Source organism: Thiopseudomonas denitrificans, from assembly GCF_002866065.1.
GTDB classification, from domain to species: Bacteria; Pseudomonadota; Gammaproteobacteria; order Pseudomonadales; family Pseudomonadaceae; genus Thiopseudomonas; species Thiopseudomonas denitrificans.
Map to the genome: position 1 here is coordinate 87,735 of NZ_LNJZ01000009.1, position 19,119 is coordinate 106,853.

General features: G+C 61.6%; 15 protein-coding genes. 5 read left to right on the plus strand and 10 right to left on the minus strand.

Going from position 1 to position 19,119, the window contains the following annotated elements; genetic code table 11:
* The first annotated feature begins 4 nt into the window (after window positions 1–4).
* Genes AR306_RS09640 through AR306_RS09655 form a run of 5 tightly spaced genes read left to right on the plus strand, consistent with a single transcriptional unit; the run spans window position 5 to window position 4,888 of the window.
* Window positions 5–2,686, plus strand: coding sequence for a [protein-PII] uridylyltransferase (locus AR306_RS09640; protein ID WP_101497371.1), 2,682 nt, complete (start codon window positions 5–7; stop codon window positions 2,684–2,686).
* Window positions 2,687–2,711: 25 nt separating this feature from the next.
* Complete coding sequence (locus AR306_RS13405; RefSeq protein WP_166627827.1) at window positions 2,712–2,882, plus strand: hypothetical protein; 171 nt, start codon at window positions 2,712–2,714, stop codon at window positions 2,880–2,882.
* A gap of 30 nt (window positions 2,883–2,912) precedes the next feature.
* Window positions 2,913–3,266: an arsenate reductase gene (locus tag AR306_RS09645; protein WP_101497372.1), complete on the plus strand. Its 354-nt coding sequence runs from the start codon at window positions 2,913–2,915 to the stop codon at window positions 3,264–3,266.
* Between the two features lie 3 nt (window positions 3,267–3,269).
* Window positions 3,270–4,481, plus strand: a complete 1,212-nt coding sequence (locus AR306_RS09650) for an aminotransferase class V-fold PLP-dependent enzyme (protein WP_101497373.1) — start codon at window positions 3,270–3,272, stop codon at window positions 4,479–4,481.
* Window positions 4,478–4,888 (plus strand): SufE family protein, encoded by a 411-nt coding sequence (locus AR306_RS09655; RefSeq protein ID WP_101497374.1) that lies wholly within the window; start codon window positions 4,478–4,480, stop codon window positions 4,886–4,888. The genes AR306_RS09650 and AR306_RS09655 overlap by 4 nt, the downstream gene beginning before the upstream one ends.
* A 71-nt stretch (window positions 4,889–4,959) precedes the next feature.
* On the opposite strand, the gene zipA is transcribed toward AR306_RS09655, so the two are convergent.
* The 10 genes from zipA to msbA all read right to left on the minus strand — a co-directional run bounded on the left by zipA (window position 4,960) and on the right by msbA (window position 19,083).
* Entirely contained in the window at window positions 4,960–5,769 is an 810-nt protein-coding gene (gene zipA, locus AR306_RS09660) for a cell division protein ZipA (RefSeq protein WP_101497375.1), read from the minus strand.
* A 182-nt stretch (window positions 5,770–5,951) separates the two neighbouring features.
* Window positions 5,952–9,440 carry a chromosome segregation protein SMC gene (smc, locus tag AR306_RS09665; RefSeq protein ID WP_101497376.1) on the minus strand — a complete coding sequence of 1,163 codons (3,489 nt, stop codon included), beginning with the start codon at window positions 9,438–9,440 and terminating at the stop codon, window positions 5,952–5,954.
* Window positions 9,441–9,612: 172 nt separating this feature from the next.
* Window positions 9,613–10,314 (minus strand): sensor histidine kinase, encoded by a 702-nt coding sequence (locus AR306_RS09670; RefSeq protein WP_101497377.1) that lies wholly within the window; start codon window positions 10,312–10,314, stop codon window positions 9,613–9,615.
* Window positions 10,308–11,900 (minus strand): response regulator, encoded by a 1,593-nt coding sequence (locus tag AR306_RS09675; RefSeq protein ID WP_101497378.1) that lies wholly within the window; start codon window positions 11,898–11,900, stop codon window positions 10,308–10,310. The genes AR306_RS09670 and AR306_RS09675 overlap by 7 nt, the downstream gene beginning before the upstream one ends.
* A 38-nt stretch (window positions 11,901–11,938) precedes the next feature.
* A complete protein-coding gene (locus AR306_RS09680; RefSeq protein WP_101497379.1) occupies window positions 11,939–13,024 on the minus strand; it encodes a methyltransferase in 1,086 nt (361 codons plus the stop codon).
* Window positions 13,025–13,178: 154 nt separating this feature from the next.
* Complete coding sequence (locus AR306_RS09685) at window positions 13,179–13,904, minus strand: ferredoxin--NADP reductase (protein ID WP_101497380.1); 726 nt, start codon at window positions 13,902–13,904, stop codon at window positions 13,179–13,181.
* Window positions 13,905–13,935: 31 nt separating this feature from the next.
* Window positions 13,936–15,558, minus strand: coding sequence for a methyl-accepting chemotaxis protein (locus tag AR306_RS09690; protein WP_101497381.1), 1,623 nt, complete (start codon window positions 15,556–15,558; stop codon window positions 13,936–13,938).
* A 236-nt stretch (window positions 15,559–15,794) separates the two neighbouring features.
* Complete coding sequence (locus AR306_RS09695) at window positions 15,795–16,334, minus strand: DUF2058 domain-containing protein (protein WP_101497382.1); 540 nt, start codon at window positions 16,332–16,334, stop codon at window positions 15,795–15,797.
* Between the two features lie 147 nt (window positions 16,335–16,481).
* Window positions 16,482–17,312: a nucleoside triphosphate pyrophosphohydrolase gene (gene mazG / locus AR306_RS09700; protein ID WP_101497383.1), complete on the minus strand. Its 831-nt coding sequence runs from the start codon at window positions 17,310–17,312 to the stop codon at window positions 16,482–16,484.
* Entirely contained in the window at window positions 17,305–19,083 is a 1,779-nt protein-coding gene (gene msbA, locus AR306_RS09705) for a lipid A export permease/ATP-binding protein MsbA (RefSeq protein ID WP_407071212.1), read from the minus strand. The genes mazG and msbA overlap by 8 nt, the downstream gene beginning before the upstream one ends.
* Between the last annotated feature and the right edge of the window lie 36 nt (window positions 19,084–19,119).

Here is a 19,119-nt window from a genome sequence, read left to right on the forward strand (position 1 = left end):
GCGCGTGACCACCGATCTGGAGCTGTTTGACAGTGCCGCCTTTCACCAAAACCTGAGCGGCCATGAACAGCCGCGCGTGCTATTCCGGCAGGCGCTGGAACATGCCCGCCTGGTGCTCGACCAGCGCTTTCTCGATGGTCACGACATCAACGGGCTGGTACAGGCCCGTACCAGCCTGATCGACCAGCTGCTGGGGCAGGCCTGGATGCATTACGGCCTGGAAAACCACAGCACACCCACGGCCCTGGTGGCGGTCGGCGGCTACGGGCGCGGCGAGCTGCATCCGCACTCCGATATCGACCTGCTGATCCTGCTACAACATGAACCCAACCCGGCGCTGGTCGAAGTCATCAGCCAGTTCCTGACATTCCTCTGGGACCTGGGGCTGGAAATCGGCCATAGCGTACGCACACTGGAACAGTGCAGCGAAGAAGCCGCCAGCGACCTCAGCGTAATCACCAACCTGCTGGAAAGCCGGCTGGTACTGGGCAACCGCCCGCTGTTTCTGCAGATGAACGAAGCCATCGGACCGTTGCACATGTGGAGCAGCCGCGAGTTTTTCCTCGGCAAATGCGACGAGCAGCGGGATCGCCACGAGCGCTACAACGACACCGAATACAACCTGGAACCGGACGTGAAAAGCTCGCCCGGCGGGCTGCGCGACCTGCAAACCATCATGTGGATCGCCCGTCGCCGCTTCGGCATGCAGACACTCGCCAGCCTTGAGGCTCCGGGCTTCCTGACCGGCGGCGAATACCAGCTGCTGGCCCGCTCCCGCGCCTTCCTGTGGCGGGTGCGCTACGCCCTGCACATGCTGGCCGGACGCAGCGAGGACCGCCTGCTGCTCGAATACCAGGCCAAGGTGGCCGGGTTGTTCGGCTTTGATAGCGACGATGTGAAAAGCAACATCGAAGGCTTCATGCAGCAGTACTACCGCACGGTCATGGGCATTGCCGAGCTCAGCGACCTGATCCGCCAGGTATTCGAAGAGCAGATCGTGCGTGACGCCAGCCACCAGCCGCCACAGATCATCAACGAGCGTTTCCGCATCCGTGACGGCTATCTGGAACACATCCACCCCTATGTGTTCAGCAGAACGCCCTCGGCCATGCTTGAAGTGTTCGTGCTGATGGCCCAGCACCCGGAGCTGAAGGGCGTGCGCTCGGAAACCATCCGTCTGCTGCGTGACCACCGCCACCTGATCGACGACGATTTCCGCCAGAACCCGGACAACACCCGCCTGTTCGTCGAGCTGTTCAGCTGCGCCGAAGGCGTACACATGAACCTGCGCCGCATGAACCGCTACGGCATCCTCGGCCGCTACCTGCCCGAGTTCGGCCGCGTCGTCGGCCAGATGCAGCATGACCTGTTCCACATCTATACGGTGGACGCACACACCCTGAACCTGGTCAAACACCTGCGCAAGCTGCGCCACCCGGACTTTGCCGAAAAATTCGCGCTGGCCGGTGCCATCATCGCCCGCCTGCCGCGCCCCGAGGTGTTGTACATGGCCGGCCTGTATCACGACATCGCCAAGGGCCGGGGCGGTGACCATTCCGAACTGGGCGCGGACGACGCACACGCCTTTGCCGTGCGCCACCAGCTGCCCGCCGAGGACCGCCGCCTGATGGTCTGGCTGGTACGCAACCACCTGATCATGTCGACCACCGCCCAGCGCAAGGACCTGTCCGACCCGGACGAGATCCACAACTTCGCCACCCTGGTCGGCGACCAGATGCGTCTGGACTACCTGTATGTCCTGACCGTCGCCGATATCAATGCCACCAACCCCAAACTGTGGAACTCATGGCGCGCCCAGCTGCTGCGTCAGCTGTACAGCGAAACCCGCCGCGCCCTGCGCCGTGGCCTGGCCAACCCGCTGGAGCGCGAAGAACTGATCGAAACCCGGCAAAGCACCGCCCTCAGCTGGCTGTGCAGCGATGGTGCCTGCAACAGCGCGGTGCAGGCCCTTTGGGCCAATCTGGGCGACGACTACTTCCTGCGCCACGGTACCGGCGATATCGTCTGGCATACCGCTGCCATGCTCGAACACGGCAACAGCAGCGACCCGCTGGTACTGGTACGCGAATCCAACCAGCGCGGTTTTGCCGGCGGTACCCAGATCTTCACCTATGCGCCCAACCGTCAGGATTTCTTCGCCGCCACCACCGCCGCCCTGGCCCAGCTCAACCTGAGCGTGTACGAAGCGAAAATCACCACCTCCAGCTCGCAGTTCACCATCGACAGCTACATCGTGCTGGAAGCCGATGGCGGACGTATCGGCAATGACCCCAAGCGCATACAGACCATCCAGCAGCGTCTCAGCGAGGCACTGCGCAACCCCGAACACTACCCGGACATCATCCAGCGCCACATTCCGCGCCAGCTCAAGCACTTCACCTTTGCCCCGGTGGTCAATATCCACAACGACGCGCAGCGCCCCTATACCGTCGTCGAAGTCATGGCCCCCGACCGCCCCGGCCTGCTGGCCCGCATCGGCAAGGTATTCATCGACTTCGGCCTGTCGCTGGTCAACGCCAAGATCATCACCCAGGGCGAGCGCATCGAGGACGTCTTTTTCATCACCGACAGCAACGGCCAGCCCCTGTCCGATCCGCAGCAATGCCAGCAACTGCAGGAAGCCCTGACCGCCCAGCTGTCACCCGGCCTGACCCCGCGTACCTGATTACCCATCGCAACAAGGACCCGTAATGAACAACCCGCTCAATATCATGACCCTGCTGATCATTGTCAGCATGATCATTCTTGTTTTCGGTTTCACCTGGCGCAACAAGCACTGGGGACCGGTCGTCATGCTGGTCGGCGTGCTCAGCATGATGAGTTCGATCATCTACCGTATCGTGCTGGCCCTGTCCTTCTGACGGGCAGCACCGGACCTGCAGGAGCACACCATGACCACCCTGACCCTCTACGGCATCAAAGCCTGTGACACCATGAAAAAAGCCCAGAACTGGCTACAGGAAAACGGCCACGACTTCGCCTTTCATGACTACAAGAAATCCGCGATCGACCGCCCGTCCCTGGAACGCTGGTGCAACGAACACGGCTGGGAAACCCTGCTCAACAAGCGCGGCACCACCTTCCGCAAACTGGATGACGCCGATAAACAGGACCTGGACCAGGAAAAAGCCATCCGCCTGATGCTGGAACACACCTCCATGATCAAGCGCCCGGTACTGGACCTTGGCGAGCGCACGCTGGTCGGCTTCACGCCCGACAGTTACGCAGAAGCACTGGGCCAATAACCCGTGGCGGCGCACTCACCCGCCTCGCCCTGGCGCAAGGAGTTTCCCGGTTTGTTGCAGCTGGCCGTCGACGGCCAGACCTGGCTCGACAGCGCCGCCACCGCGCAAAAACCCCGCGCCATGCTGGAAGCCCTGCAGCAGTGGTACGCCAGCGGCGTCGCCAACGTACACCGCGCCCAGCACCGGCCCGGCGAGCGTGCCACTTCCGCCTTTGAACAGGCCCGTGGCACCATTGCGCGCTGGCTCAATGCTGCCAGCGCCAGCCATATCGTACTGACCAAAGGCACCACCGAAAGCATCAACTTGCTCGCCCATGCACTGGCCGGGCAATTTCAGCCGGGCGATGAAATTCTGGTGGGCGCACACGAGCATCACGCCAACCTGTTGCCCTGGCAGCAACTGGCCCGGCGCCAGAACCTGGCGCTGCGCATCCTGCCGCTGGACACAACCGGAGCCCTGGACCTCGAAAAAGGACTGGACATGCTCGGCCCGCGCAGCCGGCTGCTGGCGGTCAGCCCGCTATCGAACGTGCTGGGCCGGCGGCACGACCTTGCTCCGCTGCTGCAACGGGCCCGCGAGCTGGATGTACTCAGTGTGGTGGATGGTGCGCAATATGCCGTGCACCAGCGCCCCGACCTGCAGCAACTGGATGCCGACTTCTTTGCCTGTTCGGCCCACAAACTATACGGTCCGGACGGTATCGGCCTGCTTTACGCCCATCCCCGTCGTCATGCGCTGCTGCAACCCTGGCAATGGGGCGGCGAAATGATCGAACACTGCGATTACCACAGCGCCAGCGCCCGCCCGTTGCCGCTCGGGCTGGAAGCCGGCACGCCGAACATTGCCGGCACCATCGCCTTTGCTGCAACGCTCGACTGGCTCGACAAGCTGGATAGCAACGCCATCCGGCAGCATGAAGCAGCCCTGCATCGCTTGCTGATTGACGGGCTGCACGCCCGTGACATGCAGCTGGTCGGCCAACCGGATACCGCCCTGGCCTGCTTCAACGCTCCCGGTGTCCATAGTGCCGATCTGGCCATGCTGCTGGGCGAACAGGGCGTTGCAGTACGTGCCGGCCAGCACTGCGCCATGCCGCTGCTGCACAGCCTCAGGCTGGGCGGAGCGGTACGGGTATCGCTGGGCCTGTATAACGACGCAGAGGATCTGCAACGCTTTTTCGAGGCACTGGACGCTGCCCTGGAGATTCTCGCATGACAACCCCAAGCCCGGCTGCACAGGCCCTGCTGGAACGCTTTGCCGCCTGCAGGGGCTGGGAACAACGCGCGCGCCTGCTGCTGGAATACGGGCAGCAACTGCCGGCGCTGTCACCGGATGAACGCACTGATCAGCGCCTGATCCGGGGCTGTGAAAGCCCGGTCTGGTGTCTGGCCGGCTGGCCGGCTGGCCGCCTGCAATTGCAGCTGGATACCGATGCCCGTCTGCTCAGGGGCCTGCTTGAAGTGTTGCGGATACGCTTGAGCGGTCTGACCCCCGAACAACTGGGCGAGGTCGATCTGGCAGACTGGTACAGCCAGTTGGGCCTGGCACGCCAGCTCTCCGGCTCGCGCAGCAACGGGCTGAATGCAGTCTATCAATACGTGATGCAAAGCCGGCCGGCATAGGCGAGCCGCTCAAGGCCCGCCGCGCGGCGACGCGGCTCACACATCCGCGTTGGCAGCAAAAGGGGAGTCCCTCAGTACTTGAGGCTCAGCTGGCGACGTTCGAAATCCAGCACACGCTGGCGATAATGCTCGATGGTCTGCCCGGTCAGGTCACTGCGGTGATCATCCTTGAGCTCGCCGCCCAGTTCACTGGCCAGCTTGCGCGCTGCGGTCAGCATCAGCTCGAAGGCCTGTTTGGGCTGTCTGGGTCCCGGCAGGCTCATGAAGAAACACAGTGAGCGGGTGCTGAAGCCTTCCAGGTTGTCCAGGTCGAAGGTGCCCGGATTCAGGGCATTGGCCATCGAGAACAGCTTGTCACTGTTGCTGGAGGCGCTTTCGTGGCGGTGAAAAATATCCATGTCGCCAAAGCGCATGCCGCTTTCCAGTACCGATTGCAGCAGGTCGGGCCCCTGGAAGCCCCCGGATGACAGCGATTCGACATAAATGATGAAGATATCGGTGACTTCCTGTTCTTCCGCTTCGGCTGCAGCCTCGGACGCAACGCTTTCCGCTCTGGCCGCTACCGGCTGTGCAACGGGTTCGGGGTCGTCCGCCAGCGGCTCATTATCAAAATATACCGGCTCCATCGGCTCGAAAACCTCAGGTTCCGGATAGTTCTGCGGCTCTTCCTCGCCCAGAACCGGCTCTTTCGGCTGGGCAACCCGCACCGGGCCAAGAATCTCGGCGTTTTCGGTTTCTTCGGAAAACTGGCTGATCAGCTTGCGGTCGAGCTTGAACTTGAGTGTGCTGCGGCCCAGATAACGGCGGAAACCGTCAGCCACTATCGCCAGGATAATCAGGACACCAACAATCACCAACCACTCACGCAATCCGATATTCATAACCCGTCAACCACCTGCAAACACGTCAAATAAAAAATAAAATACTGCAAAAACAACTGTAAACCATACCGGAAAAAGCATTCCGGCTCTTCAGTCAGAGCACGACCTGATCCGTTTGTTGCATAAAAGTCGCCATTTTAACAAAGTCCGGCAGGACATTGACACCCCTGTTTGCCCAACGTCTATTGTTCCGCCAGCGCGACCGCCTCTTCCAGGTTGACTGATACCAGCCGCGAGCAGCCCGGTTCCTGCATGGTCACACCCAGCATTTGCTCCGCCATTTCCATCGCGATCTTGTTGTGGGTGATGTAGATGAACTGCACCTGCTCCGACATTTCCTTGACCAGTCGCGCGTAGCGGCCGACGTTGGCGTCATCCAGCGGTGCATCCACTTCATCCAGCATGCAGAACGGTGCCGGATTGAGCTGGAAAATGGCAAACACCAGCGCCAGTGCGGTCAGCGCCTTCTCGCCCCCGGACAGCAAGTGAATGGTGCTGTTTTTCTTGCCGGGCGGACGCGCCATGATCGCCACACCGGTATCCAGCAGGTCGTCACCGGTCAGTTCGAGCCAGGCCAGCCCGCCGCCAAACACCTTGGGAAACAGTGTCTGCAGGCCACTGTTGATCTGCTCGAAGGTATCCTTGAAACGCTGGCGGGTTTCGCGATCGATCTTGCGGATGACATTTTCCAGCGTGGCCAGTGCTTCTTCGAGATCGTCATTCTGTGCATCAAGAAAGGTTTTACGCTCAGACTGCTGGCGATATTCTTCAATGGCCGCCAGGTTGATGGCACCCAGTCGCTGGATCTGGCTACCGAGCTGTTCCAGTTGCCGCTGCCAGTCGTCAATACCGGCATCCGCCGGCAACCCGAGCAGCACGTCCTGTACGCTATCGCCGGCCTCGCGCAGTTGTTCGTCCAGTGCATCACGCTGCACCTTCAGGGTATGCCAGTTCAAACGCAGCTGGTCGGCATCGGCGCGGATCTGCTCTGCCTGCTGGCTGGCCTCATGCCGCTGCCGGTCCATCTGGCGCAGCCGGTCATCCAGCTCTTCCAGCGCCAGCCGTTCGCCACGCAACTCATCGTCAACCTGCAAGCGCTGCTGCAGCTGCTCTTCCAGCTTCGCCTGCAGCAACTCCACCGGTGACTCGCCATCGGCCAGCCCCAGCGCCAGCTGCTCCTGGCGCTGCATGGCCCGCTCGATCTGTTGCTGCAGGCGCTCTAGCGCCTGCATGGTGGCCTGCCGCCGGGTAACCAGCTTGCCGTGCTGCAACTGCAGCTCCTGCCAGCGCTGCTGCTGTTGCCCGGCCAGCTGGCGAGCCTGCTCATGCTGCTGGCGCAAACCGGCCTGGCGCTGTTGCAGCTGCTCGCTGCCGGCTTCGGCCAGCCGCACCGCCTCTTCGGCCTGTTCCTGCTGCAGCTGCAATTCGGCCTGGCGCTCCTGCTCCTGTTGCTGCTGCTCGCGCAACTCCTGCAACTCATCACGCGCCTGCGCCAGCCGCTGTTGCAGCTGTTCGCTGCGGGCCTGGCCGGCCGCCAGCCGGCTTTGCAGGCGGGCCAGTTCGGCACCATCCTGTTGCTCCCGCTCGCGCAATTGCCGGGACTCCTGCTGCAGGCGGCCACGCTCTTCGCTGCACCGCTGCAAATGCTGCTCCTGTTGTTCCAGCTCTTGCTCCAGCAACTCCTGTTCGGCAGTCAGTTGCTCCAGCAGCCGGGCCCGTTGCAGCAGGCCCTGCTGCTGATGTTCGCCGCGCTGCAGGCGGAAAAAACTCTGGCTCAGCCAGCAGCCGTCAGCGGTAACCAGGCTGTGCCCGGCAGCCAGTTGCGGCAATTGCTGCAAGGCTTCGGCCAGGCTGGCAACCGGACGGACCTGCCCCAACCAGGGCGACAGGTCGAGACTGGACGCACGAACCTTCTCCAGTAACGAGCCGGCCACCGGCGTCAGCCTCGCCCCTTCCCTGACCAACCGCAGGTTGCCTTCCTGCAGCCCGTTGCAGTGTTCCGGCCAGCTGTCCACACAGAGCGCCTGCAGATCGCCAGCCAGCACGGTTTCCACCGCCAGCTCCCAACCCGGCTCCACCTGTAAACCGTCCAGCACACGGCCGGCGGGCCGCAGATCCTGCCCCTGCAACCATGACAACAGGTCGTCATCCTGTTGCAGTGTCTGCTCCTGCAAGGCGCGCAGGGCACTTGACTGGCCCTGCAACTGGTGCAGGCGCGAACGCCGCTCGTTGAGCTGCTGCTGCAGCTGCTGTTCCTGCTGCTGCAGGGCATGCAAGCGTTCCTGTTGCTCTTCCTGCTGCAGTTGTAGCGTCAGTACCTGCTCCTGCAGCAGCGCCTGCTCTTCCGCCATGACCTGCAGGCCGGCATCTGCCATGTCGGCCTGCAGGCTGTCCTGCTCGCTGTCCAGACGCTGGATGCGTTGCTGCAACTGCTGGCCGCTGTTGCCCAGCTGTTGCAACTGCAGGCGCACCCGCTGCAACTCTTCACGTGGCCGCTGGCCGTCAAGACTGGCAGCCTGCCACTGCTCCTGCCACTGCTGCCAGGCGTCATCCGCCTGCAGCAGTCCGGCCTGCGCCAGCTCGTGCCGTTCCCCGGCCTGCGCCAGTTCTTCCAGCAACATCTGCTCTTCACACTCAAGCTGCTCCAGCTGATCACGGTCCCCGGCCAGCTGGCTTTCGGTTTCCTCACGCTGACGTTCGGCATCGCGCAGGTCATCCTGCAGCTGTTGCAGGCGCTGGCGTGCATGCTGGATGGCCTGCTCGCTACGGGCAATCTCGGCACCGACCAGATAAAAGCGCGCCTGCACCCGGTTGAAGCTTTCGGTACGGTCATGGTGCTGGTCGCGTAGCTGTTCGGTCTGTGCATCGGCCTGATATTGCAAGCTGATCTGCGCCTGCAGGGCGGTTTCACGTTCATCCAGCAACTGCTGCAACTGCAAGGCCTGCTCGTCCAGCGCACGCCAGCGCATCGCGGTCAGCTGGGTTTCAAAGCGCTGGCCATGCTCGCGCAGCTGCTGATAGCGTTCGGCCGCCTGCGCCTGGCGCTGCAGGCGCTCCAGCTGGCGGCCCAGCTCCTCGCGCAGGTCGCTCAACCGTGCCAGGTTGTCCTGGGTACGGCGCATGCGGTTCTCGGTTTCGCGGCGACGCTCCTTGTACTTGGAGATGCCAGCGGCTTCCTCGATGAAGATGCGCAGGTCATCCGGCCTGGCCTCGACCAGCCGGGAAATCATGCCCTGCTCAATGATGGCATAGCTGCGCGGACCCAGCCCGGTGCCCAGAAACAGGTCGGTGATATCGCGGCGGCGGCACTTGGTGCCGTTCAGGTAATAGGTGCTCTGCCCTTCCCGGGTAACCTGGCGACGCACGGAAATTTCCGCATAGCTGGCATATTCACCGGGAATCCGGCCTTCGGTATTGTCGAACACCAGCTCGATGCTGGCCCGCGACACCGGTTTGCGACTGGTTGAGCCGTTGAAGATGACATCCGTCATCGCTTCGCCCCGCAGGTTCTTCGCCGAGCTTTCGCCCAGTACCCAGCGCACCGCATCAATGATGTTGGACTTGCCACAGCCATTAGGCCCGACCACTGCCGTCATGTTGCCGGGAAAGCTGACGGTGGTCGGGTCAACAAAGGACTTGAAGCCGGACAGGCGGATACATTTGAGGCGCACAGGATCTACTCGGGCCGGAAACGGGATCGGCGAAGTGTAGCAACATGCCGGCCACAGGCCAATGCAGGGCCGGTCATCCGCGCATGCGGGCCAACGCGCTTTGCCGCCAGCATCAATTCGTCAAAAAACCGTGGAAGTGCTGAATAATGCTGGCGGGGCGGTCATGGCAAGGCTAAAACAGGCTGGGCAACGGCAAGCCGACCCGCATGCACGCCCCGCCCAACGCGCCGCCATTGAGAAGCTCAAGGCTGGCTTCGGCAGATGGCTGGTCATGCATGGCGACAATGCTGGCGGCAAAGTACAGCCCGAGCCCGGTGCTGCCGGTTTCGCGGTCGATGCCGCTGGCTTCGCGCCGACGCACCGGTCCGGTCATGCCGGCAGGGTAGCCCGGACCGTCATCGCATACGCTCAACAGCAAGACCCCGTCCACCAGAACGGCATGCAGGCCGATGGCCGAACGGCAATGATTCAGGGCATTGCCCAGCGCATTATCCAGCACCGTGGCAATCAGGTTGCGGTCAAAAAAGCCTTCCAGATCCGGATCGTCCAGTTCCACCTGCAACTCCACCTGACGATAGGCCAGTAGCTCGGCGTGGCGGTTATGCAAATCCTCGAACAGGTCGTCCACACGGCAGTAGCCACCCTGCAGCTGCAACTGGCCATGTTCAAACTTGTACATGCCCAGCAGCTGTACCAGCATGGCATCCAGCCGCAGGGACTCGCGCTCGATCAAGCGCACTTCGGCAGACTGCTGCAATTCGGCCGGCATCTGCGCCACCAGGCTCTCGTACGCATGGCTGACGGCAGCAATAACGTTTTTCATGTCATGCACGCTGGATGCCATCAGCGTGGAAAAATCGACCTGCTTCACCATGGGCGTACCTCCAGCGGGTTGGTCATTCGGGAAAATTCTCGCGCTTCCGGCTCCAGCGGCGAAAGCTGGCCGATGCGCTGCAAACAGGCCTGCAACAAGGTGCGTGCCTGCCCGTCGTGGTCTGTGGCGGCCTGTGCCGCATACAGGCGGGCGGCAGCCATGTTCAACCCGATCAGCGCGGGAGCCTGCTGCAGCGCATGCGCAAACAACCCGGCGGCCTGCTCCGGCTGGCCGGTCAGTTGCAAGGCAACCGCCTCCCGCCCCTGGCGCACCGGCTGCTGCATGGCCCTGATGTCGTAGTCCGGCAGGCGTGCGGCCAGTTGCTCCGGCACACCGGTCACCGCGCTGTGACGCTGCGCACAGTGCTGCCAGCATTCCAGCGCGGCCGGCCTTTGGTCGAGCTGCTGCAGCCAGTCGCCCAGCTGCAGCAGGGTCATTGCCGCATAACCCGGCAAGCGGGTGCGCAGCTCGTCCGCAACATCGTGCAGCTGCCCTGCATCCACCGCCCGGCCCCGGATGTGCTGTTGTGCCAGACGCAACAATGCCGTGGCAGGCTGCAACACCGGTGTCTGCATGTCGCTCTGTTCCAGGATTTTCAACCAGTTTTGCGCCTCATCGGCAGCCCGTCCCTTGTTGCCGGCCAGCAGAATGGACGCCAGTTGCCACAACAGCTCGGCATCAAAGGCAATCGAGTGACGCCCGATCTCCCAGCACTGGCGCAGGGCATGTGCGGCCACATCTGGCTGACCGGCCAGCCAGGCATACCGGGCCAGCGCGATCTGGCGGCGAACGGTATTGGGCGACAAGGCTACGGCCTGCTGCAGCGATTGCACCATGACGGCAAGGTCGTTGGCGTGTGCGGCCTGTGTGGCACGAATATCGTGCAGCTCCGGCATCAGCGGAAACTGCCGCATGCCGGCATCCAGCAAGGGGCCAAGCCGTTCCTGCCGGTTTTGCTCCAGCCAGAGGCCGGCCAGCATCTGCAGGTTCCAGCTGGCCGGCCGGCTGCGTGCCTGCTGCTCCAGCAATTGCTCCAGCTCGCCATGGCGGCCCAGTTGCCGGAGCGCCTCGGCCTTGTAACGCTGGCACAACACGGCATGGCGCGAGTCCTGTTCCTCGATGGTCTGGCAGGCCTGCAAAACCTGCTGGCAATCGCCCCGTTCCAGCGCGCTCAACACCGGCGCCAGCACTTGCTTGCGCCGGACCAGCCGCTCCAGCCGGGTTTGCAGGGCCACTTTGCTGAACGGCTTGCTCAGATAGTCATCCGGCTCGCACTCGATGGCGGCCAGCACCATGGCCTGGGTGTTTTCTGCCGTGACCATGATGAAAATGCAGTGCGGCGACAGCAGTTTTTCCGCATGCAGGCGCTCCAGCACCTGCTGGCCACTGACACCGTCCCCCAGGTTGTAGTCATGCAGGATCACGTCGTAACGGTTGCGCCGGCACAGCTCCAGCACATCTTCGCCATTGGCTGCGGTATCGATCTTCTGAACCGCCAGCAGCCCGAGAATGCCGCGAATGGAGCTGCGAAACTCGGAAAAGTCATCTACCACCAGAAACCGCATTTTGCTGAAATTGATCATCATGAAATTCCCCGGACAACGGCTCCTGTTGGGCCGATCCTTTATGCGACAGTTGCCGGTGCCTTGGCCAGCCTGAACAGCGTATGGCCCAGACCGACGTCATCCTCCTCGGACAACAGGACAAAACCTGCCTCGTGCACCAGCCGCAGCAGCTCATCACTGCGGTAGAAACGGCTGTTGCCATTGGCCAGACAGGTGAAATAGAGCGATGTGGCATTCAGCGAGTAACTCGCCGCCGCATGCTGTTGCCGGTCCCAGAACAGCTCGAGGATATACAGCCGCGCATCATCCGGCATGGCGGCATGGGCCGCCCGCAGGATGTGCAGGACCTGCTCCGGCGAAAAACAGTCGAGGAACTGGCTCATCCACCACAGGTCGCCGCTGCGCGGCAAGCGTACATCCGGCTCCAGCATGTTGGCCGGATGCAGGCTGACCCGTTGCGCAAAACCCTGCTGCACCATGCTGGCACCGGCCAGCTGCAGTTGTTGCGGCAAGTCGACCAGGGTCATTTGCACGCTGGCGTCATGCTTCAGGCACTGGCTGGCCCAGCGTCCGGTATTGGCGCCAACATCGACAATATGCTGCGGGGCGTTGTCACCGAATATCTGTTTGAGCAGTTCGGGAAAGGCGCGGTCGCTATAGAAATGATCAAACTCGAACCAGCTGGTGCGCGCCGGTTCCGGCAATGCGGCCAGCGCCGGATAGATGGTCGGCCAGTCGCCCAGCTCGCTCAGGCCGGCCGGACGCCCATCACGGATGGCGTCGTCCAGATGCTCCATGGCGCGATAACACACATCATCGGTGAAGGCCATGTTGACCCGGGTCATGTCATCATGCAGCAGGAAATAGCCGGTTTTGGCCAGCCGGTACAGGCTGCCGTCAAAAATCACCAGACGACTGCTCATGCCCATGTCCAGCAGCACCTGCACGCCATATTCGTCCACACCGGTTTGCTGCGCGAGTGCCGCCACGTCACACCCCTGTTTGCCGGCGGCATCCAGCGCTTCGAGGATGCCCAGCCGCAACAGGCTGCGGGCAGCCTGGAAGGCAATGGGGGCAAAAGCAAGGTACTGGGCCAGTTCCTTGGCCTGCATGGCGGTCAGATTGTCTTGCGCATGGTGCGGCATGGATCACTCCTGTCGGGTACGTTGAGGGCCGGCGATCAGCTCACCGGCCCGGTGCAAATGGCAATCATCCTGTTTTTGCCATCACAGTCAACGTATAAAACAGGATTCCATGACGGTACCCCCGTCAGGCAGCGAAGCCATGCGCCTGACGGACTCAATAGCCGGTAAAGCTCTCGCTGTGGATGTCATCCTCGTCAACGCCGGCATCCTCAAGAATGTCATACATGGCTTCCACCATGGCCGGCGGCCCGGACAGGTAAAACAGCGGCTGTTCGAGGTCCTGGCAATGCTGGCGAATACCTGCGGCATCGAAGTAGCCGGTCGGACCGTCCCAGCTCAGGGCAGAATCATCCATATTGGTCATGGTGGCCACCAGACTGAAGGGCGGGTACTGCTGCTGCAGTTGCTGCAGCTCAGCCAGAAACGCGGTGTCTTCCGGCCGGCGGTTTGAATACAGCAGGCGCAACGGGCGCTGCAGCTGCCTGTATGCGGAATCGCGCAGAATGCTCATGAAGGGCGTGATGCCAATGCCGCCGGCAATCAACACCAGTGGTCGCGCCGAATCATCCGGCACCAGCGCAGTGCCGAAAGGGCCTTCAAATTGCAGCGTTGCACCAACCGGCAAGTCCGCCAGGGCATTCTTGAACGCACTGTCACGCATGCGTGTTGCTACCGTCAGCTGGCCCTCGTGCGGCGCACTCACCAGCGAAAACGTGTGCATGACATCCTGCAGGGGCGCGCCGTCCGGGGTCCCTGTCAGGCTCAGGTCAATCGACTGGCCGGGCGAGAATTCGAACCCTGCCGGTTTGGCAAGATGGAACTCCTGAGTGCCCCGGGCCAGCTGTGTGCCGCCTGTCAGCTCGGTATGAAGAATGGTCATTGCATGTTCCCCTTCAGGCTGTTGATCAGGCCTACAGTCTGAACTGACTGACCAGTCGGCGCAACTCGAGCGCCAGCTCCACCAGTGCCTCGCTTTGTTCATGCGTGCCTGCGGCACCCTGCGAGGTGTTGTCGGCAATCTGGCTGATGGTCGCGATGTTGCGGTTGATCTCTTCAGCCACTGCACTCTGCTCTTCTGCCGCTGCCGCAATCTGCAGGTTCATGTCATTGATGCCCGATACTTCCGCAGCAATGCTGTTCAGGCTCTGCGCCGCGTTCTCTACATGACCCACACTGTGCGCCGCCCGCTGACGGGCAACTTCCATTGCCTTGACCGCATCGGCAACCGCCGCATGCAGACGCTGGATCATCTGCTGGATCTCTTCGGTGGAATTCTGCGTGCGTGATGCCAGGGTACGCACCTCGTCGGCGACCACGGCAAAGCCCCGGCCCTGTTCGCCAGCCCGTGCCGCCTCGATGGCAGCGTTCAACGCCAGCAAGTTGGTCTGTTCGGCAATGCCGGTGATGACACCCAGCACCTCGCTGATGCTGGAGGAGTCGGCCTGCACCCGTCCAACCACCTGCGCCGCCTGCTCGATCTCCTCGATCAACAGGCCAATCGCCTGGCTGGCCTCGCTGGCCACGCTGACACCCTGCCGCGCCTCGTCATCGGCGTTCTGCGAAGCCTGTGCGGTACGCGCCGCATTGCCCGCCACCTCCTGCACGGTAGCGCTCATCTCGTTCATCGCCGAAGCCACCATGTCGGTTTCGGTACGCTGTTGCATCACCTGCTGCAGGGTATTGTCAGCCACGCTGGACACCTCGTCCGTCACCCGGCCCAGACGCCCGGTAACATCGGCCACTGCCTGCAGGCTATGACGGAACTTGGTGATCATCTGGTTGAAGGCATGTCCCATGGCCCCGATTTCATCATTGGCACCAATGCTGACGGTATGGCTCAGGTCGTCATCCCGGGTCATGTCTTCCATGGTGCGGCGCAGGGCATGCACCCGGCCGATCACCACACGCCGGACAATGGCAATGATCACCGCCAGCCCCAGCACCAGCAACACGGCCTGGATCAGCGCCGACGTCCAGAAATTGCGTTGCACCTGCTTGTCCAGCTCTTCCAGTGAATAGCTGATGCGCACAGCCCCGACCACCGAATCTTCCGGCACCATGTGGCACATCAGGCAGTCAGTTCCGCGATAGTTGCGGCTGGCATGCACCGGATTGATCACGGTGAGGATACGCTGACCGCTGCTGCTGTCGATCTCGATAATGGCTTCATCCTGCAGGGCCCGACGGTCAAGCTCGTCGGCCGGAGCCTGGTGGTCATAACCCGGGCCAAATACCGAGGTAATCGCCTCGTTGCGGATGATGCGGGCATCCACCACACCGGGACGCTCGAGGATTTTTTCGCGCAGCACGCCACGCTGGGCCATGGTGCCGGTCAGCATCATGGTGTTGATGCTGTCAAAATAGCTGTCGGCAGCGTCCCTGGTTTGCTGCTCGACCACCTCAAGCACCAGTTTGCGCTCGGCCATTACGGAAAACGCCAATGAGACGGCCATAATGACAAAAAAGACGGCCAGTAGCGCCAGGTTGATCTTGCTTTGTACTGACAGCTGCCGGGGCTGATTGGTAGGGCTCATGCCGTTGACTCCACTGCTAACGGTTGCAGATTGATTCAAAACTGTGTTGCACATCACATGTATCGGCCAAAGATTACAAACCTTTTGACGCCATGATTATGACATGCCTCAAGGAACTGACTACACTCAAGCAAATGCCAAGCCAACTTGCAATGAGAAAAGGATAAAGGGGTCAGGTACATTTAATCGGAGATTAAATGTACCTGACCCCTTTATCGACCCTTTTGTCTTGCTCCTCACCACATCAGGTCATCAGGCACCTGGTAGGCGGCGTAGGGATCATCCTCGTCCGGCGCAGCGGTCTGCGTATTGAGCAACACGATCCGCCGGGCATCCCGCTCCTGGATTTTCAGCGCTGCATCCCGCGGGATGACCTCATAACCACCGGCATGGCCGACAATCGCCAGGCTGCCGCTGCTGAGCTTGTTGCGCATCAGGTCATTGACGGCGATGCGCTTGACCTTTTTCTGGTCAACGAAGTTGTAATAATCCCCGGTGTCCAGTTTGGGCAAACGACAGCTTTCGACCAGCTGCTTGATCTGGGCATTACGGGCCTTGCGATCCGCTTTTTCCTGCTGTTCGCGGTTCAGCTCCTGATCTTTTTTCGCTTTCTCGGCCAGCGCCTGCGCGGCAGCCTGCTGCGTGCTCAGGTCTTCCTCGGCCTGGCCCTTCTTGACCATGCGCTGCTGTTTCTTCTGCTGACGCTCGGCCTGTTTGGCCTGTTTTTCATTGACCAGCCCGGCTTTGAGCAGCTGGTCACGCAAGGACAAACTCATCTTCACTCTTCCTTTCAACTGTTCCAACCACGCACCCAAGGGCGCATGGACTCATACAAAAACCTGGCAAACAACATGCAACCACTTCCACTATGCTGCGCAGCGGCAGCACCCGGAAACATCCGGCAAACGCCATCTGGTTACCGTTCAAGCCCGTGACAACACGCGCTTGGCTTCATCCCACAGGGCATCCAGTTCCTGCAAGCTGCAATCTTCCAGCTGCCGGCCGCTGCCGGCCACCTGCTGCTCGATATGCGCAAAGCGCTGACAAAAACGCTGATTGGTCCCGCGTACCGCCTGTTCCGGGTCAATGCCGGCATGGCGGGCCAGATTGGTCACGGCAAACAGCAGATCGCCAATTTCGTGTTCAAGTGCCTGATGCGAGCCGCTGGCCAGCGCTTCATGCACCTCGGCCAGTTCCTCGTGAATCTTCGCCAACACCGGCTCCGGGCCGTCCCAGTCAAAACCGGTGCGGGCGGCTTTCTTCTGCAATTTCACCGCCCGGGTCATGGCCGGCAGATTAAGCGGCACATCAGCCAGAACCGAAGCCGCATCATCCCTGCCCTGCTCGCGTTTTTCCTGTGCCTTGATCGCCTGCCACTGCCCCGGCACTTCCTCGCTGGCCACTGTCTGCCCGTCATGGCTGGCACGCAGATCACCACCGGGAAACACATGCGGATGCCGGCGCACCAGCTTGCGCACAATGCCATCCACCACATCGGCAAACCCGAAGCGTTCCTGCTCCTGGCCGAACTGCGCGTAATACACCACCTGGAACAGCAGGTCGCCCAGCTCGCCGGGCAGCTCGTCCCAGGCCTTGCGCTCGATGGCGTCGGCCACTTCGTAGGCCTCTTCCAGTGTGTGCGGCACTATGCTGTGAAAATCCTGCTGCAGATCCCACGGGCAACCGCTTTGCGGGTCACGCAGACGGGCCATCAGATACAGCAGGTCTTCCACCTGATAGCGCTGCTCACTCATCGCCTTCCTCCGCCAGCTCTTCAAACTGGGTGGCATGCAGACGGGCGTAATAACCGTTTTCCGCCAGCAACTGGGCATGGCTGCCACGCTCGACAATACGGCCCTGGTCCATCACCAGAATCAGGTCGGCCCGCTCGATGGTGCTCAGGCGGTGGGCAATCACCAGCGTGGTCCGGCCCTGTACCGCATGCTCCAGTGCAGCTTGAATGTGCCGCTCTGATTCAGTATCCAGCGCCGAGGTGGCCTCGTCCAGAATCAGCAGCGGTGCATCCTTGAGCAGTGCCCGGGCAATTGCCAGGCGCTGGCGCTGGCCACCGGACAGCAACACACCGTTCTCGCCAACCAGCGTCTGGTAACCGTCGGGCATGCGTTCGATGAACTCGGCAGCAAAGGCGGCCTCGGCGGCAACCCGCACCTCATCTTCACTCTTGCTGGCCAGATCGCCATAGGCGATGTTGTTGAACACGGTATCGTTGAACAGCGAAACCTGCTGGGTTACCAGCGCAATGTGCCGGCGCAGGCTCTGTAAAGGCAACTGGCGGATTTCAACGCCATCAATGAGTATCTCGCCTTCGCTATGGTCATAAAAACGCGGAATCAGGTTGGCCAGCGTCGACTTGCCACTGCCCGAGCGGCCGACCAGCGCCACCATCTGGCCCGGCTCGGCAACGAAGCTGATATTGTCCAGCACCCGCTTGTCAGTCTGCGGATAGACAAAGCCCAGGTTGCGTACCTCCAGCCGGCCCTGCACCTGCTGCAGCTGCTGCGTGCCTGTATCCACTTCCTGCGCTTCATCCAGCTGCTCGAAAATGCTTTCCGCTCCGGCCACACCGCGCTGAATGGTCGAGCTGACTTCCGACAGCTGGCGAATCGGTTTGGGCAACAGGCCGGCCAGCGTGATATAGGCCACCAGATCGCCCGGCGAGGCATCACCGCGCAACCACAGCACCAGAAACAGCAGCACCGACATCGCCGAATAGATCACCAGCTGCAACGACGGCGTATACACCGAGGTGGTCTTGACCATTTTCAGCTGGCGCTTGGTGTTCTGCTCGCTGGCATCAAGAAAACGCTCCTGCTCGTAGGCTTCGCCACCAAAGCTGCGCACCACGCGATGGCCCTGGATCGCCTCCGACGCGACATGGGTGACATCGCCCATCGCCACCTGGATCTTCTTGCTCTGCTTGCGAAATTTCTTGCTGGCACTGCCCACCATCAGGGCAATCACCGGCAAAATCGCCACCATCACCAGCGTCAATTTCCAGTTCATCCACAGCAGCATGCCAAACAGGAACACCACCGTCATGCCTTCACGCACCACCACCTTGATCGCCTCGGTGGCGGCACCGGTGACCATGGTGACGTTGTAGGTGATGCGGGAAATCAGGTGACCGGAGTTGTGGTGGTCAAAATAGCTGTTGGGCAGGGTTAGCAGGTTGTTGAACAATTGCACACGCAGATCGTGCACCAGCCCCAGCGAGGTCTTGGCCAGGAAAAAGTTGCCAAGGAAGGAGCCGACACCCTGCCAGAAGGCAATCAGCACAATCAGCAACGGCACCGCCTGCACCAGACGCAAATCCGCCAGCCAGCTCACGTTCGGGAACAGCACCGCTTCCGGATTGGTCAGCCCGTCAACGAAATATTTGAGAATGTAACCCAGCATCGGCTGGGTCGAGGCGAAGATCAGATAACCGAGGATACTCAGGCTGAAATAGCCGATATAGGGCCTGACATAGCGCAACAGGCGAAAGTAGATCTTGACACCGGACATGGCCGGTTTTTCTGCTTCTTTATCAGTATCAGTCAT

Excerpts from the sequence above, each read along its gene's own strand:
- AR306_RS13405 (WP_166627827.1), top strand. The coding sequence starts at position 2,712 with ATGAACAACCCGCTCAATATCATGACCCTGCTGATCATTGTCAGCATG.
- AR306_RS09645 (WP_101497372.1), top strand. The coding sequence starts at position 2,913 with ATGACCACCCTGACCCTCTACGGCATCAAAGCCTGTGACACCATGAAA.
- AR306_RS09655 (WP_101497374.1), top strand. The coding sequence starts at position 4,478 with ATGACAACCCCAAGCCCGGCTGCACAGGCCCTGCTGGAACGCTTTGCC.
- zipA (WP_101497375.1), bottom strand. The coding sequence starts at position 5,769 with ATGAATATCGGATTGCGTGAGTGGTTGGTGATTGTTGGTGTCCTGATT.
- AR306_RS09670 (WP_101497377.1), bottom strand. The coding sequence starts at position 10,314 with ATGGTGAAGCAGGTCGATTTTTCCACGCTGATGGCATCCAGCGTGCAT.
- AR306_RS09675 (WP_101497378.1), bottom strand. The coding sequence starts at position 11,900 with ATGATGATCAATTTCAGCAAAATGCGGTTTCTGGTGGTAGATGACTTT.
- AR306_RS09680 (WP_101497379.1), bottom strand. The coding sequence starts at position 13,024 with ATGCCGCACCATGCGCAAGACAATCTGACCGCCATGCAGGCCAAGGAA.
- AR306_RS09685 (WP_101497380.1), bottom strand. The coding sequence starts at position 13,904 with ATGACCATTCTTCATACCGAGCTGACAGGCGGCACACAGCTGGCCCGG.
- AR306_RS09690 (WP_101497381.1), bottom strand. The coding sequence starts at position 15,558 with ATGAGCCCTACCAATCAGCCCCGGCAGCTGTCAGTACAAAGCAAGATC.
- AR306_RS09695 (WP_101497382.1), bottom strand. The coding sequence starts at position 16,334 with ATGAGTTTGTCCTTGCGTGACCAGCTGCTCAAAGCCGGGCTGGTCAAT.
- mazG (WP_101497383.1), bottom strand. The coding sequence starts at position 17,312 with ATGAGTGAGCAGCGCTATCAGGTGGAAGACCTGCTGTATCTGATGGCC.
- msbA (WP_407071212.1), bottom strand. The coding sequence starts at position 19,083 with ATGTCCGGTGTCAAGATCTACTTTCGCCTGTTGCGCTATGTCAGGCCC.